This is a genomic window from Halogeometricum limi (genome assembly GCF_900115785.1).
Taxonomy (GTDB): Archaea; Halobacteriota; Halobacteria; order Halobacteriales; family Haloferacaceae; genus Halogeometricum; species Halogeometricum limi.
Map to the genome: position 1 here is coordinate 621,558 of NZ_FOYS01000002.1, position 25,789 is coordinate 647,346.

Annotated in this window: 25 protein-coding genes and 1 tRNA gene; 11 read left to right on the forward strand and 15 right to left on the reverse strand. The window is 64.0% G+C overall.

The features are described from left to right. Positions 1-53 precede the first annotated feature (53 nt). Positions 54-126, forward strand: a tRNA-Thr gene (locus BM282_RS08120). 168 nt (positions 127-294) lie between these two features. On the opposite strand, the gene BM282_RS08125 is transcribed toward BM282_RS08120, so the two are convergent. After that, on the reverse strand, positions 295-618 hold the full coding sequence (locus tag BM282_RS08125) for an ASCH domain-containing protein (protein WP_089879064.1): 324 nt from the start codon (positions 616-618) through the stop codon (positions 295-297). Between the two features lie 144 nt (positions 619-762). Here BM282_RS08125 and dph5 point away from each other — a divergent pair, with 144 nt between their 5' ends. Further along, on the forward strand, positions 763-1,593 hold the full coding sequence (gene dph5, locus BM282_RS08130) for a diphthine synthase (protein WP_089879067.1): 831 nt from the start codon (positions 763-765) through the stop codon (positions 1,591-1,593). Between the two features lie 43 nt (positions 1,594-1,636). Here the strand turns inward: dph5 and artA are convergent, their stop codons facing one another. From artA to BM282_RS08145, 3 genes are all read right to left on the reverse strand, one after another. Then, a complete protein-coding gene (gene artA / locus BM282_RS08135) occupies positions 1,637-2,575 on the reverse strand; it encodes an archaeosortase A (protein ID WP_089879071.1) in 939 nt (312 codons plus the stop codon). A gap of 184 nt (positions 2,576-2,759) precedes the next feature. Continuing rightward, entirely contained in the window at positions 2,760-5,444 is a 2,685-nt protein-coding gene (locus BM282_RS08140; RefSeq protein ID WP_089879073.1) for a DUF7827 domain-containing protein, read from the reverse strand. Between the two features lie 324 nt (positions 5,445-5,768). Continuing rightward, positions 5,769-6,539, reverse strand: a complete 771-nt coding sequence (locus BM282_RS08145; RefSeq protein WP_089879076.1) for a VOC family protein — start codon at positions 6,537-6,539, stop codon at positions 5,769-5,771. Positions 6,540-6,686: 147 nt separating this feature from the next. Here BM282_RS08145 and BM282_RS08150 point away from each other — a divergent pair, with 147 nt between their 5' ends. After that, positions 6,687-8,126 carry an MATE family efflux transporter gene (locus tag BM282_RS08150; RefSeq protein ID WP_089879079.1) on the forward strand — a complete coding sequence of 480 codons (1,440 nt, stop codon included), beginning with the start codon at positions 6,687-6,689 and terminating at the stop codon, positions 8,124-8,126. Here BM282_RS08150 and BM282_RS08155 read toward each other — a convergent pair. Continuing rightward, positions 8,123-8,572 (reverse strand): TIGR04206 family protein, encoded by a 450-nt coding sequence (locus tag BM282_RS08155; protein ID WP_089879082.1) that lies wholly within the window; start codon positions 8,570-8,572, stop codon positions 8,123-8,125. The two genes, BM282_RS08150 and BM282_RS08155, sit on opposite strands and share 4 nt — an antisense overlap. Before the next feature lie 92 nt (positions 8,573-8,664). After that, positions 8,665-9,777, reverse strand: coding sequence for an OBG GTPase family GTP-binding protein (locus BM282_RS08160; protein WP_089879084.1), 1,113 nt, complete (start codon positions 9,775-9,777; stop codon positions 8,665-8,667). 167 nt (positions 9,778-9,944) lie between these two features. Here BM282_RS08160 and BM282_RS08165 point away from each other — a divergent pair, with 167 nt between their 5' ends. From BM282_RS08165 to BM282_RS08190, 6 genes are all read left to right on the forward strand, one after another. Then, positions 9,945-10,145 carry a VNG_1110C family protein gene (locus BM282_RS08165; RefSeq protein WP_089879087.1) on the forward strand — a complete coding sequence of 67 codons (201 nt, stop codon included), beginning with the start codon at positions 9,945-9,947 and terminating at the stop codon, positions 10,143-10,145. 84 nt (positions 10,146-10,229) lie between these two features. Further along, positions 10,230-10,595: a DUF7541 family protein gene (locus BM282_RS08170; RefSeq protein ID WP_089879090.1), complete on the forward strand. Its 366-nt coding sequence runs from the start codon at positions 10,230-10,232 to the stop codon at positions 10,593-10,595. Positions 10,596-10,649: 54 nt separating this feature from the next. Then, the gene (locus BM282_RS08175; RefSeq protein WP_089879093.1) at positions 10,650-11,009 is read left to right on the forward strand and encodes a DUF6684 family protein; all 360 of its coding nucleotides are present in this window, start codon (positions 10,650-10,652) and stop codon (positions 11,007-11,009) included. 129 nt (positions 11,010-11,138) lie between these two features. Continuing rightward, the gene (locus BM282_RS08180) at positions 11,139-12,881 is read left to right on the forward strand and encodes a cytochrome c oxidase subunit I (protein ID WP_175501449.1); all 1,743 of its coding nucleotides are present in this window, start codon (positions 11,139-11,141) and stop codon (positions 12,879-12,881) included. A gap of 327 nt (positions 12,882-13,208) precedes the next feature. Continuing rightward, positions 13,209-13,493 carry a DUF7520 family protein gene (locus BM282_RS08185; protein ID WP_089879099.1) on the forward strand — a complete coding sequence of 95 codons (285 nt, stop codon included), beginning with the start codon at positions 13,209-13,211 and terminating at the stop codon, positions 13,491-13,493. Positions 13,494-13,600: 107 nt separating this feature from the next. After that, positions 13,601-13,996: a universal stress protein gene (locus BM282_RS08190; RefSeq protein ID WP_089879101.1), complete on the forward strand. Its 396-nt coding sequence runs from the start codon at positions 13,601-13,603 to the stop codon at positions 13,994-13,996. A gap of 18 nt (positions 13,997-14,014) precedes the next feature. Here BM282_RS08190 and BM282_RS08195 read toward each other — a convergent pair whose 3' ends face one another. From BM282_RS08195 to BM282_RS08225, 7 genes are all read right to left on the reverse strand, one after another. Beyond that, positions 14,015-14,716: a thioredoxin family protein gene (locus tag BM282_RS08195; protein WP_245758322.1), complete on the reverse strand. Its 702-nt coding sequence runs from the start codon at positions 14,714-14,716 to the stop codon at positions 14,015-14,017. A 2-nt stretch (positions 14,717-14,718) separates the two neighbouring features. Beyond that, on the reverse strand, positions 14,719-15,462 hold the full coding sequence (locus BM282_RS08200; RefSeq protein WP_089879107.1) for an ABC transporter ATP-binding protein: 744 nt from the start codon (positions 15,460-15,462) through the stop codon (positions 14,719-14,721). Further along, positions 15,459-16,280: an ABC transporter ATP-binding protein gene (locus tag BM282_RS08205; RefSeq protein ID WP_089879110.1), complete on the reverse strand. Its 822-nt coding sequence runs from the start codon at positions 16,278-16,280 to the stop codon at positions 15,459-15,461. The genes BM282_RS08200 and BM282_RS08205 overlap by 4 nt, the downstream gene beginning before the upstream one ends. Continuing rightward, a complete protein-coding gene (locus BM282_RS08210; protein WP_089879113.1) occupies positions 16,277-17,437 on the reverse strand; it encodes a branched-chain amino acid ABC transporter permease in 1,161 nt (386 codons plus the stop codon). Before BM282_RS08210 ends, BM282_RS08205 begins: the two co-directional genes overlap by 4 nt. Then, positions 17,434-18,420 carry a branched-chain amino acid ABC transporter permease gene (locus BM282_RS08215; protein WP_089879115.1) on the reverse strand — a complete coding sequence of 329 codons (987 nt, stop codon included), beginning with the start codon at positions 18,418-18,420 and terminating at the stop codon, positions 17,434-17,436. Before BM282_RS08215 ends, BM282_RS08210 begins: the two co-directional genes overlap by 4 nt. A gap of 124 nt (positions 18,421-18,544) precedes the next feature. Then, positions 18,545-19,939: a substrate-binding protein gene (locus BM282_RS08220; RefSeq protein ID WP_089879118.1), complete on the reverse strand. Its 1,395-nt coding sequence runs from the start codon at positions 19,937-19,939 to the stop codon at positions 18,545-18,547. Between the two features lie 150 nt (positions 19,940-20,089). After that, on the reverse strand, positions 20,090-20,764 hold the full coding sequence (locus BM282_RS08225; RefSeq protein WP_089879121.1) for a haloacid dehalogenase type II: 675 nt from the start codon (positions 20,762-20,764) through the stop codon (positions 20,090-20,092). A 123-nt stretch (positions 20,765-20,887) separates the two neighbouring features. On the opposite strand from BM282_RS08225, the gene BM282_RS08230 reads away from it, so the two are divergent. Further along, complete coding sequence (locus BM282_RS08230) at positions 20,888-21,643, forward strand: GNAT family N-acetyltransferase (protein WP_089879124.1); 756 nt, start codon at positions 20,888-20,890, stop codon at positions 21,641-21,643. Between the two features lie 4 nt (positions 21,644-21,647). Here the strand turns inward: BM282_RS08230 and BM282_RS08235 are convergent, their stop codons facing one another. Then, complete coding sequence (locus tag BM282_RS08235) at positions 21,648-23,261, reverse strand: long-chain-fatty-acid--CoA ligase (protein ID WP_089879127.1); 1,614 nt, start codon at positions 23,259-23,261, stop codon at positions 21,648-21,650. Positions 23,262-23,434: 173 nt separating this feature from the next. Here BM282_RS08235 and BM282_RS08240 point away from each other — a divergent pair, with 173 nt between their 5' ends. Then, positions 23,435-23,677: a DUF7576 family protein gene (locus tag BM282_RS08240; RefSeq protein WP_089879130.1), complete on the forward strand. Its 243-nt coding sequence runs from the start codon at positions 23,435-23,437 to the stop codon at positions 23,675-23,677. Positions 23,678-23,704: 27 nt separating this feature from the next. Here BM282_RS08240 and acs read toward each other — a convergent pair whose 3' ends face one another. Next, positions 23,705-25,684 (reverse strand): acetate--CoA ligase, encoded by a 1,980-nt coding sequence (gene acs / locus BM282_RS08245; protein WP_089879133.1) that lies wholly within the window; start codon positions 25,682-25,684, stop codon positions 23,705-23,707. Positions 25,685-25,789: the final 105 nt, after the last annotated feature.

Sequence of the window (25,789 nt, forward strand, 5' to 3'; positions counted from 1 at the left end):
AGTCTTTTGTCTATCATCGGGGTATGAAGGAATGCAGACGAACGCCCCACCGCGCCGGTGTAGCTCAGCTGGCAGAGCGATTCCTTCGTAAGGAATAGGCCGAGGGTTCAAATCCCTCCACCGGCTTACTTTTCCCGCGAACTACCCACCGAGCACCGCGTAGCGTGTGCTCGGTTCGCGTGAGCGGGTGAATACGCGACTGGAGGGATTTGAAGCAGGGGAGCGACTGCAAGGAGCGAGTGAGGTTCAAATCCCGTCATCGTACTGTCCTGCCGACATCGCTCTCCGAAAAACTCACCCCTGCCGCTCGAACCGATACGTCGTCACTTCGTCGCTGTCGTCCCACTCGAACTCCCCGGAGTGGACTCGCTTCATCCGCTCTCGATACGCCGACAGCGACTCGGAGCCTTCGCGCCGTGCGTCCTCGTCGGTCAGGTCGCCGAGCGTCCGTTTCTCGACGCTCGTGACGGTGTACGTCTCGCCGTCGATTTGGAACCGGTCACCCTCTTCGGCGTAGCGGGTGCTGGCACCGCGAGTGAGTTGCGTCACGTCGCCGTCGGCGACGGACCGCTGGACGCGTTCGTTCGGGAGCAAGTCGTTCACGTCTATCTCTGCCATACGCCCAACTCGGGACGGAACGGTGAAAAGTGTCATCGCCGTTCGCGGCGACGCGCCGAAAGGCGGCCCACCGCGCCGTATCGCTCCCTCGGGACGCCGACGCGAGGACACGCCACTTATCAGAGGGCCACGCCGAGAGTGAGTATGCTCACCTTCATCGGACTCGGTCTGTACGACGAACGGTCCATCACGGTCGAGGGACGCGACGCCCTCGCGGACGCCGACCGCGCGTACGCGGAGTTCTACACGAGTCACCTCGTCGGCGCGACGGTCGAAGACCTCGAAGCGTACCACGACATCGACATCGACGTGCGGGACCGCGCGGGCGTCGAACAGCATCCCGAGGACATCCTCGACGCCGCCGAGGACGAACACGTCGTCTTCCTGACGGCGGGTGATACGATGATTTCGACGACGCACGTGGACCTGCGACTGCGGGCCGTCGAACGCGGTATCGAGACGCGCCTGATTCACGGCGTGACCGCGCAGTCGGCCGCCAGCGGACTCACCGGCCTGCAGAACTACCGCTTCGGCAAGGCAGTGACGCTCCCGTTCCCGTACGCGCACGGGGCCGACGGCGTGCCGAAGAGCGTCACCGAGTCTATCGAGGCGAACCGCGAACGCGGCCTGCACACGCTGGTCTACCTCGATATCAAGGTCGGGGACACCCCGACCAGCAGCCGAAACGCGGAGCGTTTCGGCGACAAATCGGACGACGACGAGTACATGACCGGCGACTACGCCGCGGAGATGCTCGCGGAGGGGTGGGAGGACGTCCTCGGGGTCGTCGTCGCCCGCGCCGGAGGCGAGAACCCGGTCGTCGCCGCCGACCGACTGTCCGCGCTGGCGGACCGCGAGTTCGGCGACCCACTTCACATGCTCGTGATTCCGGGCGACGTCCACCACGTCGAGGCCGACGCGCTCAGGACGCTCGGCGGCGCGCCGGACGACGTTCTCGCGGAGAACGAAGTCTGAGCTGAACTCGGAAAGTCGAATCGAACGCGAAGACGAGAATCCGTTAGACGCTGCCGCCGCGATTCTGCCGCCCGTCGAGTTCCAAGGCGTCTCTGAGGTCGTACTCGTCTCCCGTGACCATGTAGAGCACGTCCTCGATGACGGTGAGCAGTTCGGGAATCTCGCGGACGACGAGGTAGGTGACGCCGACGAGAGCGACGACGGCGAGGAACTGGCTGATGATGCGGTCGGAGATGAAGAACGAGACCATGTACGGGTCCGAGGAACCGAACATGAGGAGTATCTCGTCGACGAAGAACTGCATGTACTGCTTGCCGAACGCGATGGTGATGAACGTCGTCCGGAGGAGGTTCAGCGCGTAGATGATGGGGATGGCGATGGCGAGCGCACGGGCCTTTCGGCGAAGCGGTGCGTCGACGGCGGCGATGAGGCCGCCGAAGATGGCCATGCTCCCGAGTCCGGTACACGCGAGGACGACGGACACGGTCAGTCGATGACTGCCGTCCATGAACAGGAACGTGTTCAGATACCCCTGGTCGCCGACGATCATCTCGGGCGAGTAGCCGAGTGCGTTCACGAGGAACGCAGTCTGTGCGGCGACAGTCTCCATGAGGACTCCTCTCGGTGCCGGAATCGTTACCCCGAACAGTGCGAGCGCCGGAATCGTCTCGAACGGCAGGTAGATGACGCCCATCGCGGCGACGGCCTTCGACAGAACGAACAACGTGTCGCGACCGCTGTAGAGGAGATATCCCGCGTACAGACAGGCGGGAACGGCGGCCAACGAGAGGAATCCCTCGATGTAGCTCTTGTGTTCGAACGCGAAGTGCGGAATCAACTGGAGCCAGAAGACGGCGAAGAGACCCCACGCGGCAGCGGTTACGGACCGCGCCATCCGCTCGTCTCGGTGAGATAAGAGCGCACCCGAGACGAACGTGGCGATGACCACCCACGCGAGTGCGTCAGACAGCAGTCCGGGCATAGAACACAGATAGTGTAGCGAAGGTAAATCCCTTGTCGTTCCGTGCGCCAGTCACGTCAGAGCGGCGGAGACTAACTGGAACGTGAACGGTAGAGAGTGGAGACGCGAAGCAGTCGCTGGCGGAATGTCGCGCGTCGAAAGAAAGTGGTGTGAAGAGAGCCGGCGTGAACCGGTGGTTCAGACGTTAGTCGCGGCGGACTGCGAGGAGTGCCGCGGCCAGGAGCGCCGTCACAGCGACGACTGCACCGAAGCCGGGCGTGCTCGTCTCGGTCTCGGTCTCGGAGTCGGCGGGCGCTTCCGTCGCCGTTGCCGTCTCCTCAGGCTCTTCGGTGGCCGTTGCGGTGTCGGCGGGCTCTTCCGTCGCCGTCGCCGTCTCCTCAGGCGCTTCCGTAGCCGTGACCGTCTCGCTCACTTCCGTGCTGGTCTCGCTGTCGTTGTCCGCAGCGGAGACCGTACCGTCTGCGGTGATGGAGTCAGCGACGCCACCACGGACCGTCACCGTGAACGTGTCGTTCGCCGACTGCTCACTGAAGTCGAACACAGCCTCGTACGTCCCGTTCTCGGTGACGTACGCGGTCGCCGTCTTCAGGAAGCTCGGCTGCGTGTCGCCGTCCGAGCGAACGCGGAGGTTAATCTCCGTACCGGGTGCGACGTTCGACTCGCCTGCGACGGTCTGGTCAGCTGCCGCAGCGACCGTCACGTCGTCGAGCGTGTGCTCGGCTTCGACGAGTTCGTAGCTATCTTCGACGGACTGCTCCTCGTCCGTACCGATGGGCGAGTCGTCGGAGACCGTGAAGTTGGCCGTCAGGCCGTCGTCGTCAGCGAGGTCGCGACCCGTCGTGTTGACCTCGTCAGAGTCGAAGACAACGAAGTACGTGTCGTTCTCCGCGTCGGAGATGACCGTCGCACTCGAGTTGCCCAGTTCGAGCATGAACGGATCACGGTTCGCACCGGCTTCCGTCTGCTCGACCGTCAGCGAGTACGCGCTGCCGTTCAGCGCGAAGAACGCTGCGGTCGTGTTGTCAGCGTCCTGTGCATCGAGCGCACCGGCGAGACCGGACGCTTCGAGCTGGTGGACGGAGAGGTCGCCGAAGGCGATCTCGTCGTCCTGCGTGATGTTACCGTTGTTGATCGCCGCGTAGACGTCTCCCTTGTTCTCGATCTCAGCGTTGGACGGAGCCGTCCAACTCTGGAGGGAAGACGTGTTGCGCTCTTCGAGGACGAGGGTACCGACGCCCTGCGCGTCGTCAGAGTCGGAGTCCGTACCGGTCTGGACTTCGAGGTCGTACTCGCCTGCGTCGAGGAGTGCGTCGACGCTGTTGTCAGAGTCGATCTCTGCGCTGTCTATCTCGTCGTCCTCACCGACGGAGTAGAGCGTCTCAGCCTGGGTGTCCGAGAGGGAGCCCGAGAGACCGGACGCGGCGTAGGTGTTGAACGAGACGTTGACCATACCGTCACCGTCGTCGTCGACGACCGTGACGTTGCTCACGAAGCCGACGTCGGACGAGCCGATTTTCAGCGTCGCGGTGTCAGTGTTCTGGAGTTCGACCGTGATGTTCGCGATGTCGCCACGCTCTTCGGTGACGATGCCTTCTGCGAAGTCAGCCTGGCCCGTGCCGGCTTTCTCGACCACGATGGACGAGGATTCGGCCGTGACGCCGGACTGGTTGTCCGTCGCGACGACCGTGTAGTTACCCGCGTCGAGGTCCGACGCGTTGAACGTGTAGTCGTATTCGGCCTGACCCGTCAGCGTCGCGCCGATGGTCTCGACCGTGTCGTCGTCAGCGTCGACGAGTTCCACCGTGACCGGGCGGTCGCCCGCGTTCGCGGAGACCGTGCCCTCGATGGTGCTGTCGTCGTCGTTCGTGACCGTCAGGTCGTCGACGGAGACGGAGAGACCCAGTTCGCGAATCTCGATGGTCGCGTTCTGCATCTCGTCGCCGTCGAAGACGACTTCGTACTCACCGACGTCGCGGTTCTCGGTGTCGAAGACGTAGACCTTGCTGTTGTCGCCCGTGGAACCGGAGCGGAAGAACGAGTTGTCGTCCGCCGTGCCGGTGATTTCGACGTCCGTGGACGTGTTGTTCGAGACGACGGCGACCGTCGAGCCCTTGTAGGCGTCGTCGGAGTCGCCGACGTTCGTCGTGACTGCGGCGAACTCGACGTCAGCCGTCTTGTTCTTCGCGTACGTGTTACCCGACTCGTCCGTGACCTTGTAGGTCACTTCGAGGTCTTCCGTGTAGGCCTGACCGAGCGTCGCGACGACGCGACCGTTGTCAACCTCGAAGCCCGTCACGAGGTTCGTGTTGCCGTCAACCTTCGAGACGTTGAGCGTCTGGACGGTGACATTCTCGTCGAACGCGAGTTCGACTTCAGCGGTGTTGTTCGTGCTGTTGTCGAAGTGGACAGCGGACTGAAGGACCGGCGCGGCGGCCTTCGTGACCGTCAGTTGGTCCTCAACGGTCTCGTTTGCTTCGATGCTCGAGGATGGGGCGTTCGTCGTTTCAGCGGCAGAAACGTTGTACGTGCCCGTCGAGAGACTCGAAACATCAAAGTCAGTGAAGCTAGCCGGTGCTCCGTTGTTGACAGTTTCGTTCGGTTCGCTGTCGTTCAGGAAACCGTCTCCGTTAACGTCCACCCACAGGGTGAACTGTTCCGGCGTACCGTCGCTATCAGAAACCGATGCAGAGTCTATGGTGGCGGACGACCCAGCCTCGACAGAGACCGAGTTACCGTCGCCCGCACCGAGATCGATCGCGGAAGCGTCCGCAGCAGCGGTGCCCGTGAACGCGATGGTGCCGGCGAAAACCGACATAACCATCAGCGCCGCGAGAACGACTGCGCGGAACTGCTCTTTGTTGCGTGTCATGATTGTTGTGGTGTTGCAAGCGGCGACGACACCTTTCTGCCGACCTGAGGCCGAACGCCCGCGGTAGAACGGACTTGGTCGGCGATACTCACCGTGTCACCTTGGGTAGGGGTACGGTGCAAATCTATGCCTTTCGCGTTAAATGTCTTTTGTTAGTGAATGAATTTAGAGACAGAGTTTCTCTTCGTATAACTTGTTTCTCTTCGGCAGTGTGTGGAACCATACGGGACGGTCGAGCGGAGGCAACGTCGCTCGAACGAAGTCCGAATAGCGGAGAACGAGAACGAGAACGGTCGGGAGAGTAGCGTTCTTGGCGGGGTCGTCTCAGTCGTCGCTCGGTTCGAGAATCTCTATCTCGTGGCCGTCCGGCGTCTTCGTGAAGCCGTAGCGGTTGTCGCACGACTCGGGGTCGCGGTAGTCCTCGGCCTCGCGTTCCATGAGCGTCTCCCAGTACTCTCCGAGGTCGTCCGCCCGCACGCAGACGTGGCCCCACGCGTCGCCCATGTCGTACGTCCGACCGTCGTAGTTGTAGGTGAGTTCGACGGTCATCGCCTCTTCGGAGGCATCTTCGGGCTTCAGGAAGTAGTTCGCGAAGGTGTCGGACTCCCAGCGCTTCGTCTGGTCGTACTCGAACTTACGAGTCCAGAAGCCGATGGACTCGTCGGCGTCCTCGACGCGCATCATCGTGTGGTCGAGGCTCCACTTCTCGCCGTAGTCGCGCTTGACGATCTCGATCTCGTGTCCGTCGGGGTCTTTGACGAACGCGTACCGACCGTTACAGGATTCGGGGTCGCGGTAGTCGTCGACGCCCTCGTCCATCAGTTGCTGATAGGAGGATTCGAGTTCGTCCTCGGGAACGCGGACGGCGATGTGGCCCCACGCGTCGCCCATCTCGTACGTTCGGTCGTCGTGGTTGTACGTCAGTTCGAGCATCGCCCCCTCCTCGTGGAGGTTCTCCGGACCGAGGTAGACGTTCGTGAACGTGTCCGCCTCCCAGCGACCCTTCTCCTCGTAGTCGAGGTGCGTCTGGTACCACTCAAGCGATTCCTCGAGGTCTTCGACGCGCAGCATCACGTGGTCGAGTATGCCGGACATGTACGACGAGTCGGACGGCGCGTCGAAAAGGGTACCGAACGCGGAAGTACCCGACCGCCGCGTCGGAGCCGAACCGACGGTCCGATACGCACAATACCATCGAATCGAAAGGGGGAGTATCGAATCGAAATAGGTGTCCCTCAGAACGTGTCCAGTCTCCCCAACCCAATCAGACGCGGTATCCTCTCGGTCGGTCTCCTCCTCGCACACTTCGGTATCATCGACCGCGACAGAGCGGTCAGAACGACCGAACTCGCGTGGCCCCGCATCGTCACCGGCCTCGCTCGAATGTCGAAGAACGCCGTCGACGTGGCGATGGTCGGCATCGCCTCCGGGACGGCGGCCATCACCGGCGTCGGGTTCGCCGGGCCGTACTGGGGCCTCGCGTTCGCCCTCGGTGGCGGCGTCGCCGCCGGGACCCTCGCCCTCGTCTCGCAACGCTACGGCGCGGGCCACTCCGAGGGACTGGGCGTCGCCGTCCGGTCGAGTACCGTCCTCGTCGTCGTCGCCTGTCTGCCCGTCACGGCCGTCTTCTGGCTGTTTCCCACGGCGCTCATCTCCGTGCTGACGGACAACCCCGAGGCGGTCGAACTCGGCGCTCGCTACCTCAAACTCGTCGGTCTGGGCGTGCCGTTCGCGGGACTCAACCTCGTCGGCAGTCGAACGCTCGTCGGCGCGGACGACGCGTACACCGCGATGGTTCTCCGGTCAGGCGGTGCCGTCGTCAACATCGTCCTCAGCGCGGCGTTCATCTTCGGCATCGGGATGGACGTGGAGGGGGCCGCCGTCGGGACGGTACTCTCGAACGTCGTCGTCACCGCCGCGTTCGCGCTGGGACTCGCCGCGGGGAGACTGCCCGGAGTCGGCGAGTTCCCCGTCCAGATAGACCCGTTCGGCGACTACCTCGACCCCGACACGATTTCCGACATCGTCTCTATCGGTCTCCCCGTGTTCGGTCGCTCGTTGGTCTGGACCGTCGCGGAGTTCCCGATGCTCGCCATCGTCGACGTCTTCGGTGAGAACGTCGTCGCGGCGTTCGTCATCTCCCGCCGCATCTGGGGGCTGATGAACACGCCGGGGTGGGGCTTCGGACTGGCCTCGTCCAGCCTCGTCGGCCAGACGCTCGGGAAAGACGACGAAGACGAAGCCGAAGCGTACGGCCGCGAAATCGTGCTGTTCTCCGTCGCCACGTACGTCGTGAGCGCGATACTGGTCGCCCTCTTCGCCGAACCCATCGTCCGTCTGTTCGTCGACGACCCGAGTTCGCCCGCGGTTCCCATCGCCGTCTCGCTGGTGTACGCCGCCTGCGTCGCCGTCGTCATGCAGGGCGTCTCCGGCGCGTCCGCCGGACCGTTGGACGCCAGCGGCGACACGAAAGTGCCGTTCTACAGCCAACTGTTCGGCATGTTCGGCTGTTCGATTCCCATCGCCTACCTCGGCGCGGTGACGGGCAACGTCGAGGCGTTGTACCTCGCGTTCCTCGCGGAGACGACCGTTCCGGGCGTCATCAACTACCACCGGTTCACGACGGGCAAGTGGAAATCCGTCAGCCAACAGTACCGGCCGAGTTCGCCCGCGGACGACTAGTCTCCGTCCGCGCTCCGATTTTCCCGCCCGACCCCGTACACGTACGCCGCGACGCCGAACATGACGACCGTTCCGAGCGGCCACGCCGTCCGATTCGGCTGGACCGAGAACCCCTGTGCTAAGGTGAGTTGCAGGACGCCGGCGACGGCGAGGAGTCCGGCGACGACCCGTCTGTCGACGTAGCCGACGCGCGGTCCGACGACGGCGAACGCGAGCGCCGAGAGGTAGACGACGACGGAGAGCGGCCACGAGTAGATGTAGTCGGGCAGTCCCATCGTGTAGACGAACAGGAAGTCGTAGAGGGTCGTCACCTGCAGGGGGTTCGTGTTGAGCAGGCCCCACGCGAAGACGAACGTCGCGTCGCGGCCCGTGAACACCTGTACCGACCACGGAACGGCGAGCAACGAGAGGAGGGCGGGGACGGTCCAGTCGGGCGTTCGAGACACGGTCTGACTCGGGGTTGCGGTGGCAAGAAGGATACGGTGCGGAGGCGGGAGGAGGTGGTTCGGAGGCAGTGGAATACGGTGCGGACGAACGACTACCGCTGTGCGACGATTCGGAGGACGTCTTCGTCCGCCAGTTCGTGGTCGCGGCCGACCTGTTGCTCGTCGTGTTTGGCGCTCGGACCGGTGACGCGGGCGAACCGAAACCGCTCGTCGAGTCGGCCGCCGAGGGTGTGGAGCGCGTCGTCGACCGTGTTCTGTCCCTCTCTGAGGACGAGCGGTTCGTCGTAGTCGACGCCGCGTCCGGGCTTGTCCATGTAGACGCGGATGAGGCCGAGGCGCTCCCACATCTTCTCTTTCAACGCGTCGAGACCTTTCTCGGCCTCGGCGCTGATGAACACGGCCTCGTCGGGGTCGATGTCGTGTTCGCGGAGGTTCTCGTTCACCGTCGGGAGGTAGTCCTCGTCGATGAGGTCGGCTTTGTTGACCGCGACCATCGAGGGGAGGTAGACGCGGTTGTCCATGATGCCGTCGATGAGTTCGTCGATGGTCAGGTCGCCGCGGATGGTCACGTCGGCGTTGACGTAGCCGTACTCGCGGAGGACCTCTTTGATCGTGTCTTCCGCCAGCGACACGTCGTCGGTCATCGTGACCTGCAGACCGCCTTTGTGCTTCTTCGAGATGGAGATGCTCGGCGGCGTCGTGTCGAGGCGAATCTTGTTCTGGTAGAGTTCCTCTCGAAGCCGAGCGTAGCGGTCTATCTCGAACACCGAGAGCATGAACACGACGAGGTCGGCGGTGCGGACGACGGACAGCACCTCTTTGCCGCCGCCGCGGCCGCCTGCGGCCCCTTCGATGAGCCCCGGAACGTCGAGTATCTGGATGTTCGCGCCGTTGTAGTGGAGCATCCCGGGGTTGACGTTCAGCGTGGTGAACTCGTACTCGCCGACTTCGGACTCGGCGTTGGTGAGGGCGTTGATGAGCGTCGACTTGCCGACGCTGGGGAACCCGACGAGTGCGATGGTCACGTCGCCGGTCTTCTCGACCGCGTAGCCGTGGCCGCCGCCGCTGGAGGACTGATTCTCCAGTTTCTCTTTCTTCTCCGAGAGCTTCGCCTTCAGCCGACCGATGTGCGACTCGGTCGCCTTGTTGTACGGGGTGTTGGCGATCTCGTCTTGGAGCGCTTCGATCTCCTCCTCCAGTCCCATCGGCTACACATCCGCCGCGTACGTCGAAAAAGTTGTTCCTTCGGTTCCGGCGTCTCGACGTATCAGGACAGTCCCGCACGCCACGCGACGCTCGCACACGCGCAAGTGAAGCAGTACGCGTACTTCGACACCGTTATTTGGGGGACCGGTGAGTGCCGTACAGAGGAATGCCCGACCCCTCCAACCTTCGGGACAGCACGCAAATCGTCGTCCCCTGTGACTCTCTCGACGACGTCCGCGAGGAGTTAGAACAGCAGTACACGGTGACGGTCTTCCCGAAAGCGGGGCAGTGCAAGATAATCGGTAGTCCGGTCGAGATAAAGGCCGTGAACCAGTTTCTCACCCGTCACGGCGTCACCGTTCCGTGACCGCGCGGGGTCGACTGACTCACTCGTCGGACGGCGGTGCCGCCGTTCCGAAGCGCTTTGTACGACGCGACACCAACCACGAGTATGGACGACGCGCCGGGACTCTCCGACCAGTACCGGATGGCAAGCCCGTGGCCGATGTTCGTCGCACTCGGCATCCCCATCTCGGAGGTCGGAATCCTGTTCGACCTCTTTCCCATCGCCGTCGGCGGCCTCATCCTGTTCTCGGGGAGCGTCGCGGGGATGGCTCAAGAATCTGGCTACGCAGAGACACCGTGGGGACCGCTCGCCATCCTCGGTGCCTTACTCCTCGCGGCCGGCGGCGGGTTGCTGGTCGCGGACGCGGGGCTTCAGACGCGCGGCTACGCCGTCGTCGTCAGCGGCGGACTCCTACTCTTGGGGAGCGTCGTCGGACGACTGTTCGTGCAACGGACGGACAGTTCGTACTGACGACGGCGCGGGCGAACCAACAACCTATTTGATTCCGCCCCGAAAGTGGCGAGTATGGCGAACGAGATATTCGACCGGGATACCATCCTCGACCTCACGGTCAACATCATCCCACTGGGCATCATCGCGTTCTTCGTCGTCGGGTTCGCCGTCTTTCCGGCGTTCGGATTCGACCCCCTCACGACGGCCGTACAGTACGGACTGCTCATCGTGCCGTTCGTCTTCTTGGCGATACTGACGTACCTCTCCGGGAAGGCCATCGCGGGTGACGAACAGCGGTCGGCGGTCTACCTCCAAGGACAGGCCACCGTCGAGGACACGAAGACGCTCGAAGAGTACGAAGAAGCGGCCGAGCGTGCGGCGGCCGAGAGCGACGACGAGACGCCCGAACTCACCGAGAGCGAGAAGGCGTAACACGCCGACGGCGGGACGGCTCTCCTTCTGTCTCGCCCGAACGGCGAGGCCATTCCCGAACCTTTCATTACCCTCCGTTCCTGAGTCTGACCCATGCAGGTTAACGGACAGCTAGCACTGACGGTGCTCATGGGAATCTTTCTCGTGGCCGTCGCCGCGTGGCTCGCGCGGATCGAAAACTGGCGCTCGTACACTCCGCTCGCAGGGGGTGGCGGCGCCTTCGGGCAATCGGAGGGATACGTCTCCAAGGAGAAGCCCGCCGGACTCATCCGGTGGCTGACCACTGTCGACCACAAAGACATCGGGATTCTGTACGGCGCGTTCGCGCTCGTCTCGTTCGCCGTCGGTGGCCTGATGGTCGTGCTGATGCGAGTCGAACTGGCGGACCCCGGGATGACGCTCATCTCGAACACGTTCTACAACTCGCTTCTCACGAGCCACGGAATCACGATGCTGTTCCTGTTCGGGACGCCCATCATCGCGGCGTTCTCGAACTACTTCGTCCCGTTGCTCGTCGACGCGGACGACATGGCGTTCCCGCGCATCAACGCCATCGCGTTCTGGCTCCTGCCCCCGGCGGCGTTGCTCATCTGGGCGGGCTTCTTCCCGATTCCGGACGTCATCCCCGCACAGACCGCGTGGACGATGTACACGCCGCTCTCGGGAGGCGTCGGTAACGGGAACCAGATGAACGCCGGTGTCGACCTGATGCTCCTCGGCCTGCACCTCTCGGGTGTCTCGGCCACCATGGGTGCCATCAACTTCATCGCGACCATCTTCACCGAACGCGCAGAGGAGGTCACGTGGGCGAACCTCGACATCTTCTCGTGGACCATCCTCACGCAGTCGGGGCTCATCCTCTTCGCGTTCCCGCTCCTCGGCAGCGCCATCCTCATGCTGCTTCTGGACCGGAACTTCGGCACGGCGTTCTTCATCAACGGCGGCGACCCCATCCTCTGGCAACACCTGTTCTGGTTCTTCGGTCACCCAGAAGTGTACATCCTCGTGCTGCCGCCGATGGGTATCGTCAGCTACGTCCTGCCGCGGTTCTCCGGGCGGCGACTGTTCGGGTTCAAGTTCGTCGTCTACTCAACGCTCGCCATCGGCGTCCTCTCGTTCGGTGTCTGGGCGCACCACATGTTCGCGACGGGTATCGACCCCCGCCTCCGCGCCTCGTTCATGGCCGTCTCGCTGGCCATCGCCATCCCGAGTGCGGTGAAGACGTTCAACTGGATTACGACGATGTGGAACGGCAACGTCCGACTGACGACGCCGATGCTGTACTGTATCGGCTTCGTCTCGAACTTCATCATCGGCGGCGTGACGGGCGTCTTCCTCGCCTCTATCCCAATCGACCTGGTGCTTCACGACACCTACTACGTCGTGGGTCACTTCCACTACATCGTCATGGGTGCCATCGCGTTCGCCGGGTTCGCGGGCATCTACTACTGGTTCCCCATCTACACGGGCCGGATGTACCAGCAGACGCTCGGGAAGGCGCACTTCTGGCTCTCGATGGTCGGGACGAACGTGACGTTCTTCGCGATGATTCTACTCGGTTACGGCGGGATGCCGCGCCGGTACGCGACGTACCTGCCCGAGTTCGCCACGCTCCACCAGGTGGCGACGCTCGGCGCGCTCATCCTGTTGGTCGGACAGATCATCTTCGTCTGGAACTTCGTCCAGTCGTGGCTGGAGGGTCCGGTCGTCGAGGACGGCGACCCGTGGAACCTCAAGGACGAAGGGCTCTACACCGCCGAGTGGCAGTGGTACGACCGCAAAATCAAGACCGCGCTCGCGGACGGCGGTGAGGAAGAAGAAGCGCTGACCGACGGCGGTCAGCCGGCAGTCGAGTCCGACGACTCGAACTGAAGCGACACGACACGACGCGACTCGCGGCCTGCGGTTCTTTTTCGGTGCACACCCGGGTGAGCAGAGCGGTTTCGTCGACCACGGAGTCGTTACGACGGCCCGACGGTGACGACGCCGTCGCTCACGAACGGAGAGAACCGCCCGCCGACGGCGGCGGTCAGATGGCGAGGAGGATACCGGTCACGGACATCAACACCGCGACGGCGGCGAGGAGAAGACCGAGGAGGTCTCTGTCTGACATACCGTACTGTTCGTCGCCACGGGCAAAGAGTCGTCGGTCCGGACGAGAGCGGAACGGCTAACCGGGGGGCGACCCGACAGTCGAACGTGAGCGAAGACGCCGCCGGCACAGACACTACCGAGGCGAGTCTCCGCGGCCCCCGACTCGTCGGTATCCTGTACGCGACGCTCGTCCTCGTCTCGGGCGTCGCCGGCCTCCTCGTCGGCGTCTTCGTCGACGGTCTCAGGGCCCCGCGCTTTCTCTTTCTCGTCCCGTTTCCACCCACTCCGCTCGGGTTCGCGGCGTACGGGGCGTTGACCATCGCCCTCGTCCTCGGGATTCCGCTGTCTCTGGTCGTCTACGTCTCTCGGTACGTCGACGACGCGGTCTGACGTCGCCGTCGTTCGACCGTCTGGGGCGCGGCCGAGACGCGGGCTGAGCGGTCGACGCCGCCGCCGTCTCCCAAAAGACTAAGCTTCGTCCCACGGCAGTTGTGAGTATGTATCATGTGGTAGTCGGTATCGACGACGAGGAGGAACACGCACAGCGATGCATCGAAGAAGTCGTCAACCTCCCCGGCGACGCTTCGGAGAAGCGCGTGACGCTCGTTCACTGCTTCGTGGACAACCCGAGCGGTGCGTCGGCGACGCAGGTGCACTCGGTCAGAGAGGCCGGCGAAGCGCTCGACGCGGCCGGCATCGAGTACGACGTCGACGAGTCCAGCGGTGACCCCGCCGACGCCATCGTCTCCGCGGCGGACGGCGCCGACGCGGACCTCATCGTCATCGGCGGTCGGAAGCGGTCGCCCGCCGGGAAGGCACTGTTCGGCAGCGTCACTCAGTCGGTCATCCTCGGTGCGGCCCGCCCGGTGATGGTCACCGGCGTCGACGACTGAAAAGAGGATTCGACCCGCCTACGCCGTCTGGCCGTAGACGTCGTCGAACAGGGCTGCGAGTTCGGTCGGTCGTTTTCTTCCGGTCTCCGTCGCTTCGAGCGTGCCGTCTCTGAAACAGAGGACGGCGGGCGCGGCGTCGACCCCGAACTCGCGGCGGAACTCGGGCACCGATTCACCGTCGACGCCCGCGACGGCGACGTCGTCGGGGACGACGCCGAGGATGGCGTCGATATCCCCTTTCATCAGGTCGCACGGACTGCAGTCGTGCCGCCAGACGGTCACGACGGCGTCCGGGTGTTCGTCGAGGAACGCCCGATACGTGTCGTCGTCGCGTTCGTCGACGCCGGCGGGGACGGGCGTGTCCGGCCCGATGCGAGAGAGCAGTTCGGCCATCATCGCGTGTTCGGCGGTGCCGAGCGATTCCTCGGCGAACGACTGAATCGCGAGGTAGGCGACCACGTCTTCGGTCGTCACCTCGCCCGCGTCCAGCAGCCTGTGCGCCTCCTCGCGGTCGACGCCGAACAGGTCCGCGACGGTGGTGGCGACGCCGTCGTCGCCCATGTAGTCGTACGTGTTTCGGTAGACCCGTCTGTCGCTCTCGAACGCCGGGGTGGTCGTGAGCGTCCCGTCGGCCGCCTCCTCGACGGCCCCGAGTTCGACGAGGCGGTCCAGCGTCGCCTCCGGGTCGGCGCGTCCGTCGGGAGGTGCGTCTGCGGACACGGTCACACCCCGAGGTAGCGTTCGCGCGTCGCTTCGTCCTCGCGGAGTTCTTCTGCGGTGCCGTCGAACACGATCTGTCCCTGGTCGACGACGTACGCGCGGTCGGCGAGTTTGATGGCCGCCGCGGCGTTCTGTTCGACGAGGAGGATGGTCGTCCCGTCCTCGCTGATGCGCTGGACGGCGTCTTCGACGTCCTCGATTATCTTCGGCGCGAGTCCCTCGTACGGTTCGTCCAAGAGGAGCAGGTCCGTGTTCTGCTTCAGTGCGCGGGCGATGGCCAGCATCTGTTGCTCGCCGCCCGAGAGCGTCCCCGCCTGTTGGTCGCGGCGTTCGTCGAGTCGGGGGAACTGCGCGTACACGTCCTCGGTGCTCATTCCCTCGTGTTCGAACGTCAGCGACCGGCCCCACGTGTTCGACTTGTTGTTCACCACCTCCGCGAGGTGGAGGTTCTCGGCGACGGTGAGGTTCGGGAAGACGCGTCGTTCCTCGGGGACGAGCGAGATACCGCCCGCCGAGACGTCCTCTGCGGGTTTCCCGGTCACGTCCTCGCCTTTGAACGAGACGGTTCCGCTTCGGACGTTCGGCGGCGTCGCACCCGCGATAGAACGGAGCGTCGTCGTCTTGCCCGCCCCGTTTCGGCCGAGGAGCGCACAGATTTCCCCCTCTTCGACGTTCATCGTCACGCCGCGGAGGATGTGGCTCTCGCCGTAGTAGGCGTTCACGTCGTCCAGTTCGAGCAGGCTCATAGCTCCACCCCACCGAGGTAGGCCTCCTGCACCGCGGGGTCGCCTCGAATCTCCTCGGGCGTCCCTTCCGCGATGACGCCCCCGCGGTTGAGCACGACGATGCGGTCGGAGATGCTGAACACGATCTCCATGTCGTGTTCGACGAGGACGAACGTGAGTCCCATCTCCTCTTTCACCTCCTCTATGAGGTCGACCGTCGCCTGCGTCTCCTCGGGTGACATCCCCGCCGTCGGTTCGTCCATGAGGAGCAGGTCCGGTTCCGCGGCGAGCGCGATTCCGATTTCGAGGCGGCGCTTGTCGCCGTACGGCAGGTCCTCGGCGTCGTTGTGTGCCCGGTCCAGTAGCCCGACCGCTTCGAGGGTGTCTTCGGCCAGTTCGTGCACGTCGGTGAGCTTGTCCCGGTGCGTGAGGAAGTTGAACCCGAACTCGCCGTGTTCGGCGGCCAGCGCGGCTATCTGTGCGTTCTCCATCACCGTCAGGTCCGGGAAGATGGAGGCGGTCTGGAACGACTTCGAGATGCCGCGTTGGACCACCTGATGCGGCTCCATCTGGACGATGGACTCGCCCTTGAACAGGATGTCGCCGCGCGTCGGTTCGAGACGGCGCGTGATGAGGTTGATGAGCGTCGACTTCCCGGCCCCGTTCGGGCCGATGATGGAGACGCGTTCGCCTCGCTTCACGTCGATGCTCACGTCGTCGGTGGCGACGAGGCCGCCGAACTCCTTGACGAGTCCGCGCGTCTCCAACAGCGTCTCGCCGCTCCGGGACGCGTCGGGCGTCGACGTCGCGTCGGACGGCGCGTCCGGGTCGGAACTCATCGGCGGTCACCCCCGGCGAGACGGCGGACGAGTGCGCGCAGGTCCGAAACCGCCCCCCAGATGCCGCGCGGGGCGACCCAGATGACCACGAGGAACACCAGTCCGAGGAGCAGGTGCCAGTACGTCCCGAAGTCGTTGATGAGGACGATGTCGGTGAACGGAATCGTCAACTGCTGGACCCCGCTGACGATGTTCTCGACGTAGAGGTACAGTCCGGCCCCGAGGATGGGACCGAACAGCGACGCCGTCCCGCCGAGAACGGTCATGATGACTATCTCGCCGGACTCGGTCCAGTACAGCGACTGGAGGGGGACGTACGACCCGTGGATGGTAAAGAGGCTCCCGGCGATACCGGCGAACGCGCCCGAGATGATGAACGCCATCAGCTTGTACCGCCAGACGTTCAGGCCGACGAACTCCGCGCGTTGCTCGTTCTCGCGGATGGCGCGGAACACCATCCCGTACGGCGAGTTGAGGATGCGGTACGCCGCCGCGACGCTGAGAACGGCGATGACGCCGACGAACAGGTACATCCAGTTGCCGATGAGAGTTCCAGCCACCGACGGCAGGTCCGATTCGAGGTGGAAGACGCCGAACAACGGCGTGACGGAGATGCCGGTCAGGCCGTTCTCGCCGCCGGTGAGGAAGGCGAGTGGGGCCGCCGACATGTAGTACAGCATCTGCGCGAACGCGAGCGTGAGGATGCTGAAGTAGATGCCGCCGCGCCGAAGCGAGAGGAAGCCGAGCACCCACGCCAACAGGACGGCGAAGGCGGTGCCTGCGACGACCATCACGATGGGGTCCGCCGAGACGGTGTTCGCCACGATGCCCGCGGCGTACGCCGCGCCGCCCCAGAAGGCGGCGTGACCGAACGAGAGCAGGCCGGTGTAGCCCAACAGCAGGTCGAAGCCGACGGCGAAGATGCCCCAGATGAGGATGAGCGTCGCCAGCGACTGGTAGCCGAGCAACACGTCGCTTATCACCGGCGCGCGGGAGAACAGCCACGGGAAGATGGCGACGCAGATGGCGGTCACGCCGACCACCGTGGCCTCGCGTTCGCGAATCTCCTCCCAGCGGGCGACGAGCGTGTTGTCGGCGATGACGGTGCCGCCGTCGCTCTTAGTACTGCTCTCGCCCGTCGTGTTACGGTCGCTCATGGTGCCACCTCCTCGTTACCGAAGATGCCCTGCGGCCTGACGAGGAGGATTATCGCCGCGATGGCGTACAGCCCCACCTGCGACCACGGCGAGAAGTTGAGCGTGAACGACGCGATGGTGACGGAAGGCAGTCCGATGAGCGTCGCCTGCGTGAGTCCGATGATGAGACCGCCGACGACCGCTCCCGTGATGGTTCCCACGCCGCCGATGACGACGGTGAGGAACGCGGGGACGAGGATGTTCATCCCGACGGTGGGGTTGACGACGTTCAACGGGCCGCCGACGACGCCGGCGACGCCCGCGAGGGCGGCACCGATGCCGAAGACGACGAGGTACGGGCGCGATATCTTGATGCCGAGCAGGCGGACCATCTCGGCGTCGCGCGTTCCCGCGCGGACGACCAGCCCGAAGTCCGTGTGCTCGACGAGGAGGTAGACGATGCCCACGAGGACGGCCGTGATGGCGATGACCCACAGCCGCCAGCGCGGGAAGCTCCCGACGATGGGCAGTTGCATGGGGCCGGAGACGGGGATGACAGAGAGGATGTACTCCGGTTGGGTGAACGGGAGGCTGTTGCTCCCGAACAGCACGCGGAACAGTTCCTGCACGACGATGGCGAGTCCGAACGTGACCAGAATCTGGTCGGTGTCGGGCCGGTCGTAGAACGAGCGAGCGAGGAACCGCTCCATCAGGAGGCCGACGGCGAAGACGAAGAGTGGGACCAAGATGAGCGCCGCCAGGAAGCCCCAGCCGAGGCCGAACTCCCCGTACCCCCACTCCTGTAGCTTGCCCGACGAAAGCGTGACGTCGAGTGCGATGAACAGCCCCGCGTACGTCCCGACGAGGTAGAGCGCACCGTGCGCGAAGTTGACGAACTTGAGCGTCCCGAGGATGATAGAGAGGCCGACGGCGAGCAGAACGTAGATGGCCCCCTGTTGCAGTCCGTTCAGGAGGATGACGGCGAGCTCGGAGACGATGCTCATGACGCCATCCCTCCCGGAGGTATCGAACGACGTACCGCACGGATTGTGATGTGTGTTATCATGACAGTATTGGATTCGAGTTTCGGTCTAAAGATTATGAAGGTGACGTTACGGGCGAGCCTGACTACTCGGCGGGGCCGAGTTCACACTCGGCCGCGGGGCCTTCGTCGCAGGCGTACCCGAGGTCGTCACGGCTCGTGATGTTGATGATGTTGAAGTACCGACCGCTCTCCTGTTCGGACTCCGGAAGCCCCTGCACGACCGGCACGTCTCGCTGTGCCTGGTGGTCGCAGGCGCGCATCGTCTCTTGGCCCATCCCGATGTTGTCGTACTCGTAGCCTTCGAGCTGCTTTATCACCTCGGGCGGGTAGAAGGTGCCCGCGCGTTCGACGGCGGCGGCGTACTGCAGCGTCTGCGCGTAGGCCAACTGCGCCGGTCCGGATGGGGAGCGGTCGTACTCGTCCTGGAACGCCTGCGTGAACTGGTTCGACGGCTCGTTGTCTATCTGGGAGTCCCACGCCACCGTACCGAAGATACCCTCGATAGCGCCGCCGGCCGCCTCGGCCATCGGGCGGTTGTACAGCGGGACGATTATCTCCATGTTCTCGTCGATGCCGGCGTCGACGGCCTGCTGGACGGAGTTCGCGCCGTCGAGACCGTAGTGGTTCAGGATGAGGACGTCGGCACCGGAGCTGGCCGCCTCCGAGAGGTACGACTGGTAGTCGCTGGTCCCGAGAGGCGTCGCCACGGAGTCGACCTGCTCCCAGTTGGCGATCTCCGTCATGAACTGCTCCATCGACTCCTGCTGGGTCTGTCCCCAGTTGTAATCGGCGTACAGCTGGTAGAACTGGAGGTCCTCGCCGTACTCGTCGCGCACCACGGGTGCCAGCGCCTGCCCGGTCATGTAGGCGTTGAACATCTCCCGGAAGCCGTAGCGGGCGCAGTCCTTCCCGGTGGTGTCGTTCGAGTGGGTCAGACACGCCATGAACAGGACGTTCTCGTTCTGACAGAGCCCCTGCATCGCGATGGCGGTCGCAGACGACGACCCGCCGGTGATCATTATCACGTTGTCCCGCTCGATCATCCGAGAGGCGGACTGTCGGGCCGTGTCGGCGTCGGTGGCCGTGTCCCCGTCCACGTAGTCGACCGTGTAGTCGAGGACGCCGTCGCCGGAGAGGTCGTCGAACTGGCTGTCGACCCAGCCGCCGCCCTCGTTCAGGTGCTTGACGGCGAGTTCGTACGCGCGGAGTTCGTCCTGTCCCTCGGAGGCGTACGGTCCCGACTGCGGGACGTTGAACCCCAGTACCGCCGTATCTCCCTCTATCGGGTAGTTACCGAGTGCGGGGTACTGGTCGCCGCTTCCGCCCCCATCGCCGCCACCGTCTCCGCCGTCGCCGCCGCCACCGTCTCCGCCTCCGCCCCCTCCGGAACAGCCTGCTAGTCCTGCGATACCAATCGTACTCGCACCGGCCGCCTTTAAGACCGCTCGCCGATCGAGAGTCTTGTTATCCCGTGCCATGAGACTACGCGCGGTTGGTTGTTAATAATCGTTTTGTATTATGGTCCTTACCGTATGGTTATAATAATCAAAGGAAGATACTATATTGGGTATGATAATATTTACCAGACGAATTTCTTCAGAGGAATACTAGCACATTCGACAGTGTATTCACACGACGGTGTCTGCGAGTTCTTCGAGCGACCTCAGCTCTCGGTCGGGGTCGGCACCGAGTTCTTCCGGCGGGTCGTTGCGGCGGTTCACCCACGCCGTCTTCATCCCCGCGGCACCCGCCCCGGCGACGTCCCACGCGTTCGAGGAGACGAGGCGGCAGTCCCCGATGGACCGGTCGAGTCGGTCGGCGGCGTGTTCGTACACCGCGGGTGCGGGCTTGAACGTTTCCACCTCCCCGGCGCTGACGATTCTGTCGAGGTGTTTCATCAGTCCCGTGTTCTCGGCGAGTCGTTTCAGCATCGCCGGATTCCCGTTCGACAGCACGGCCAGTTCGCGCCCGTCCTCCGAGAGGCGGCGAAGCGTCTCGTCGGCGTCCGGAAACGGCTCCAGTTCGTCGTACGCTTCGAGGATTCGCCGCCGCGTCTCCGCGGAGGGGTCCAGGTCGTAGAGGGCCAGCGCGTAGTCGAGTCCTCGCGCCGTCAGATTCCAGAACGGTTCGTACGACTCCATGAGGGCCGCGTGCGTCGAGTACCGGAGTTGTCTTTCCCGCCACGTCCGTTCGACGCCGTCGACGACGGCACCGGAGACGTCGAGTTCCTCCGAGAGTCGCGTCGTCACCGTCGACGTGTCGCAGAGCGTGCCGTACATGTCGAAACAGAGTGCGCGAGCCATACCCGACAGTCGAAGCGGGGATGCAAGAAACTCTAGTGCCGACCGGCCGAGCGAACTGCGACGAACTACCAGCCAGAGCGACTGGCCACGAGCGTCAAGTAAAACGGTGCTGTACTGGACGGCATGGACCTGCGAGACGCGACGACGCAAGACGTCGACCAGATTCGGACCGTGGCACACGAGTCGATGAAAGCCTCCTACGGCCACGCCATCGACGAGGAGACGATAGAAGAGGCAGTCGAGGGGTGGTACGACAGCGAGAAACTCGGCGACGCACTCGAAGACGACAACACGGTGTTCATCGTCGCCGTCGACGACGGAACGGTCGTCGGCTTCATCCAGGCGTACGTCTCGAAAGGCCGCGAGGCGGTCGGCGAGATAGACTGGCTCCACGTCCTCCCGGACAACCGAGGCGAGGGTATCGGGAGCCAACTGCTCAAGCGAATCGAACAGGAACTCACCGGCGAAGGCGTCGACCGAATCGAAGGGCGCGTCCTCTCGGACAACGAGGCCGGCGGCGACTTCTACGCCGAACAGGGCTACGACCAGTCCGACGAGCGAACGATAGAGGTGGGCGAACAGTCGTTCGAGGAACTGGAGTACGAGAAACTCCTCGACGTGGACGAGGACCGAGTCCTCACCGAGGAACGGACGACCGAAGACGGCCAGACCGTCTACGTCGCGTACGACGACGCCGTCCGCGGGTCGAAAGCCCCGTTCTACGCCGTCTTCACCGACGAGAACCGAGAAGAGCGCTACGGCTGGATGTGCGGTGAGGACGAGAGCTTCGACATCGCGATGGACACGATGGAACGCATCGAGTGCAACACGTGCGAGAACAAGCGAAAGGCCGCGCGGTGGGACGCCGCTTACCTGTAAACTCCTATCCCTGCCCGACCATCCGGTCTTCGTCCTCCCACTCTCTCTCTCTGAGTTCGAACTTCTGAATCTTCCCCGTCGCCGTCTTCGGGAGTTCCGCGACGAACTCGATTTCTCTCGGCGCTTTGTACGACGCGATACGCTCGCGCGTGTACGCGATGAGTTCCTCTTCGCTCGTTCCGGGGTCGTCGAGGTTGCCGTTCGCGGGGACGACGAACGCCTTCGGCGACTCGCCCCACTCCTCGGAGGGAACGGGGATGACCGCCACGTCGCCGACGGCGTCGTGGTCGAACAGCGTGTCCTCCAACTCGATGCTGGAGATGTTCTCGCCGCCGGAGATGATGATGTCCTTCTTTCGGTCCTGGATGGTGACGAAGCCGTTCTCGTCGACGACGGCGAGGTCACCCATGTGGTAGTAGCCCTCGACTCGGTCCGAGAACGCCTCTTCGGTCGCCTCGGGTTTGTTCCAGTAGCGGTCCATCACCTGGTTGCCGCGCACGACGATTTCACCGACGCTCTGCCCGTCTCGGGCCACGTCTTCGCCGTCCTCGTCGACGACACGGACGTCAGTGCCGAGATAGCCGATTCCCTGCTGTTTCTTCATCGCGAACCGGTCGTCGCTGTCGTCGTCGAAGAACCGTCGGGCGTCCGAGGTGGTGATGAGCGGTCCCGTCTCCGTCGCGCCGTAGACGTGCATCAGATACCAGCCGAACTCGTCTTCGACGGTCCGGATGGTCGCCTCCGGGGGGGCCGCACCGGCCGTGGCGACGCGGACGGGAGCGTCGCCCGCCGTCTCGACGCCGCCCTGTTCGTCGTAGTAGTCCATCAGCATGTTCAACACCGTCGGCGCGGCGCACAGATACGAGACGTTCTCCTCGCGTACGGTTTCGAACAGCGTCTCGGCCTGGATACCGCGGTTACAGACGTGTTTCGCACCGTTACCAGTGATGGCGTAGATGTGGCCCCATCCGTTGACGTGGAACATCGGGAGCGTCCACAGATAGACGTCGTCGTCGGCGATGTTCTGGTGGGAGGTGGTCAAGTACGCGTGCAGCGTCTCCGTCCGATGCGTCCGGCAGACACCCTTCGGGTCGCCCGTGGTCCCCGAGGTGTAGTTGATGGTGATGACTTCGTCTTCCGACATCTCCGGGCGGTCGTAGTCGGTGGACTCGGCGACGAGTTCGTCGAACGAGAGCCAGTCGCCGTCGACTTTCGCCGTGTCGTTGGTGACGAACGTCTCCGTCGGCACGTCGTCTCGAATCTCCTCTATCTTCTCGGCGTACGCGTAGTCGGCGTAGACCACCTTCACCTCGGCGTCGTTCAGGATGTACTCGTAGTCCGCGGGAACGAGCCGGTAGTTCAGCGGCGTGTGCACCGCACCGAGTTGCATCGTCCCGTACGCGGCTTCGAGGTGGTAGTGCGTGTTCGGGTCCAGCACGGCGACTCTGTCGCCCTTCTCGACGCCGCGGGCGGCGAGTGCCGCCGAGAACCCGTCGGCCCGTTCGCCGAGTTCGTCGTAGGTGTAGCGTTCGCCGGTGGTCGCGACGACAGCTTCTTTCTCGCCGTAGTACCGCCGTGCTCGGTCCAAAAACTCCGTGACGAGCAGTGGTTTCTCCATCGCATCGATAGTTCACCAACGTCGATGATAAATACAAGGGTCGACGCAAACTCTCCGTCGTCCGCCGCCAATCATAGTGCTACGTAGCGATGGGGTCCGCTCCCCACCATATTATATTCATCACTTGAAGCCTGAAGAAAAAGATTTTAGGACGGGTCACGTACAGAGCTTCGATGGCACTCTCAGAGTACGCTGGACAGTCACCGCGCGGCAACGAAGACGCGACGGTCCTCCGCGTCGTTCCGCACCGCCTCTGGCAACCGGGTCAGACGCGGACCGAAGCCTGTACGAACTGCGGCGACGAGTTAGTCCTCTCGGAGGAACACCTCATGGTCGTCCTCGAAGAGAGCGGCCGACGGATTCGTCACTACTTCCGCGAGGAGTCGTGCATCGAAGCGTGGTTGAAAGACGAGTGAGACGACCGACCCGGTATCGAAGGTCGTTCAGTCGCCCTGCACCTTCGTCTGAATCTCGGTGACGATGTCGGGGTTCCGCAGCGTCGTCGTATCGCCGAGTTCCTCGCCGTTGGCTATCTCTTCGAGCAGACGGCGCATTATCTTGCCAGACCGCGTCTTCGGCAGTTCGGGCGTGAATATCACCTGTTCGGGGCGCGCGATGGGGCCGATGGCGTCTTCGACGCCCTCGATTATCCGCTCGCGCATCTCCGCCGTCTCCTCGTAGCCGTCTTCGAGGATGACGTAGGCGTACACCGCCTCGCCTTTCACCTCGTGGTCGCCGCCGACGACGGCGGCCTCTGCGACGCCTTCGACGCCGACGATGGCCGACTCTATCTCCATCGTTCCGAGGCGGTGCCCGGAGACGTTCAGCACGTCGTCCACGCGCCCGAGGATGGTGATGTAGCCGTCGTCGTCTATCTTCGCGCCGTCCTCGGGGAAGTACACCCACTCGTCGGCGGCGGGGTCGGAGTACTCCTGCCAGTATTCGGAGACGAACCGGTCGTCGTTGTTGTACAGCGTCCGGAGCATCCCCGGCCACGGTTTGTTGACGGTGAGGTAGCCCGCACGGCCCGCTTCGACCTCTTCGCCCGCGGTGTCGACGATACGCGCGTCGATACCGGGGAGCGGCGGCCCGGCGGACCCGGGTTTCATCTTCCCGATGCCCGGAAGCGTGGTGACCATCATCCCGCCCGTCTCCGTCTGCCACCAGGTGTCGACCACCGGGCAGGACTCGTCGCCGATGTGCTGGTAGTACCACTTCCACGCGCGGGGGTTGATTGGTTCGCCCACCGTCCCGAGGAGACGCAGCGACGAGAGGTCACGCCGTTCGGGGAACTCCGAACCCCACTTCATGAACGCGCGGATGGCCGTCGGCGCGGTGTAGAACACGTCGACGGCGTACTTCTCGACGATTTCCCACAGGCGGTCCCGTTCGGGGAAGTCGGGCGTCCCCTCGTACATCACCGTCGTCGTCCCCAGTGCGAGGGGGCCGTAGACGATGTAGGAGTGGCCCGTAATCCAGCCGATGTCCGCAGAGCACCAGTAGGTGTCTTCGGGCTTCAGGTCGAGGACGGCGTGCGACGTCCACGAGGTGTACGCGAGATAGCCGCCGGTGGTGTGTTTGACCCCCTTCGGTTCGCCCGTCGTCCCCGAGGTGTACATGAGAAACAGCATGTCCTCGGCGTCGCGTTCGACGGGGTCGACGCGGGCACCGTCGTGGTCGGCCATCAGGTCGTCCCAGTCGTGCTGGTTGCCCTTCAGGTCGTGTCCGAAGCCGTCGTCGCCGAGTCTGTCGACGACGACGGCGGCGTCGACGCCGTGGTCCACACCGGAGAGGCCCTCGTTCGCCTTCTCCAGGTGGTCGAGGGCGTCGCCGCGGCGGTAGTAGCCGTCGCACGTCACGAGGAACCGCGAGTCCGCGGAGTTCATCCGCGTCGCGAGGGCGTCCGCCGAGAACCCGGCGAAGACGACCGAGTGCGGCGCGCCGATGCGGGCGCACGCGAGCATGGCGATAGGCAGCTCCGGTACCATCGGCATGTACAGCGTCACCACGTCGTCCTCTTCGACGCCGAGGTCGAGGAGGGCCGCCGAGAACTCGTTCACCTCGCGATAGAGGTCCTGATACGTGTACGTCCGCGTCTCCCCGTGCTCGCCCTCCCACTTGATGGCGACGCGGTTCTTGTCTCCGTTCTCGACGTGCCGGTCCACGCAGTTGTACGACGCGTTCAGTTTGCCGCCCTGGAACCACTCGTAGAACGGTCCCTCCGAGTCGTCCAACACCGAGTCGTAGTCTTCGAACCAATCCAGCATCTCGGCCGCACGTTCCCAACTGTGCGGCCAGTTCTCCTCGAACTCGTCGTAGATAGCCGGGTCGGAGACGTTCGCCTGTTCGACGAACTCGTCGGAGGGTTCGAACTCCTCCTGTTCAACTAGCCGTGCCTCCAGTTCTCCGTCACCGTCTGACATAGGACGTGCTAACTACCGAATCCTGCATGATAAATCTATGCGAACACACAACCGAGAGATTGGAAGACGGCGACGGGGTAGCCCCGAACGCGGCCGTCGTCTCAG

Bases quoted from the DNA above. Each gene is read 5' to 3' on its own strand.
- BM282_RS08125 (WP_089879064.1), bottom strand. From the start codon at position 618: ATGGCAGAGATAGACGTGAACGACTTGCTCCCGAACGAACGCGTCCAG.
- dph5 (WP_089879067.1), top strand. From the start codon at position 763: ATGCTCACCTTCATCGGACTCGGTCTGTACGACGAACGGTCCATCACG.
- artA (WP_089879071.1), bottom strand. From the start codon at position 2,575: ATGCCCGGACTGCTGTCTGACGCACTCGCGTGGGTGGTCATCGCCACG.
- BM282_RS08140 (WP_089879073.1), bottom strand. From the start codon at position 5,444: ATGACACGCAACAAAGAGCAGTTCCGCGCAGTCGTTCTCGCGGCGCTG.
- BM282_RS08145 (WP_089879076.1), bottom strand. From the start codon at position 6,539: ATGTCCGGCATACTCGACCACGTGATGCTGCGCGTCGAAGACCTCGAG.
- BM282_RS08160 (WP_089879084.1), bottom strand. From the start codon at position 9,777: ATGGGACTGGAGGAGGAGATCGAAGCGCTCCAAGACGAGATCGCCAAC.
- BM282_RS08165 (WP_089879087.1), top strand. From the start codon at position 9,945: ATGCCCGACCCCTCCAACCTTCGGGACAGCACGCAAATCGTCGTCCCC.
- BM282_RS08170 (WP_089879090.1), top strand. From the start codon at position 10,230: ATGGACGACGCGCCGGGACTCTCCGACCAGTACCGGATGGCAAGCCCG.
- BM282_RS08175 (WP_089879093.1), top strand. From the start codon at position 10,650: ATGGCGAACGAGATATTCGACCGGGATACCATCCTCGACCTCACGGTC.
- BM282_RS08180 (WP_175501449.1), top strand. From the start codon at position 11,139: ATGGGAATCTTTCTCGTGGCCGTCGCCGCGTGGCTCGCGCGGATCGAA.
- BM282_RS08190 (WP_089879101.1), top strand. From the start codon at position 13,601: ATGTATCATGTGGTAGTCGGTATCGACGACGAGGAGGAACACGCACAG.
- BM282_RS08200 (WP_089879107.1), bottom strand. From the start codon at position 15,462: ATGAGCCTGCTCGAACTGGACGACGTGAACGCCTACTACGGCGAGAGC.
- BM282_RS08205 (WP_089879110.1), bottom strand. From the start codon at position 16,280: ATGAGTTCCGACCCGGACGCGCCGTCCGACGCGACGTCGACGCCCGAC.
- BM282_RS08210 (WP_089879113.1), bottom strand. From the start codon at position 17,437: ATGAGCGACCGTAACACGACGGGCGAGAGCAGTACTAAGAGCGACGGC.
- BM282_RS08215 (WP_089879115.1), bottom strand. From the start codon at position 18,420: ATGAGCATCGTCTCCGAGCTCGCCGTCATCCTCCTGAACGGACTGCAA.
- BM282_RS08220 (WP_089879118.1), bottom strand. From the start codon at position 19,939: ATGGCACGGGATAACAAGACTCTCGATCGGCGAGCGGTCTTAAAGGCG.
- BM282_RS08225 (WP_089879121.1), bottom strand. From the start codon at position 20,764: ATGGCTCGCGCACTCTGTTTCGACATGTACGGCACGCTCTGCGACACG.
- BM282_RS08230 (WP_089879124.1), top strand. From the start codon at position 20,888: ATGGACCTGCGAGACGCGACGACGCAAGACGTCGACCAGATTCGGACC.
- BM282_RS08235 (WP_089879127.1), bottom strand. From the start codon at position 23,261: ATGGAGAAACCACTGCTCGTCACGGAGTTTTTGGACCGAGCACGGCGG.
- BM282_RS08240 (WP_089879130.1), top strand. From the start codon at position 23,435: ATGGCACTCTCAGAGTACGCTGGACAGTCACCGCGCGGCAACGAAGAC.
- acs (WP_089879133.1), bottom strand. From the start codon at position 25,684: ATGTCAGACGGTGACGGAGAACTGGAGGCACGGCTAGTTGAACAGGAG.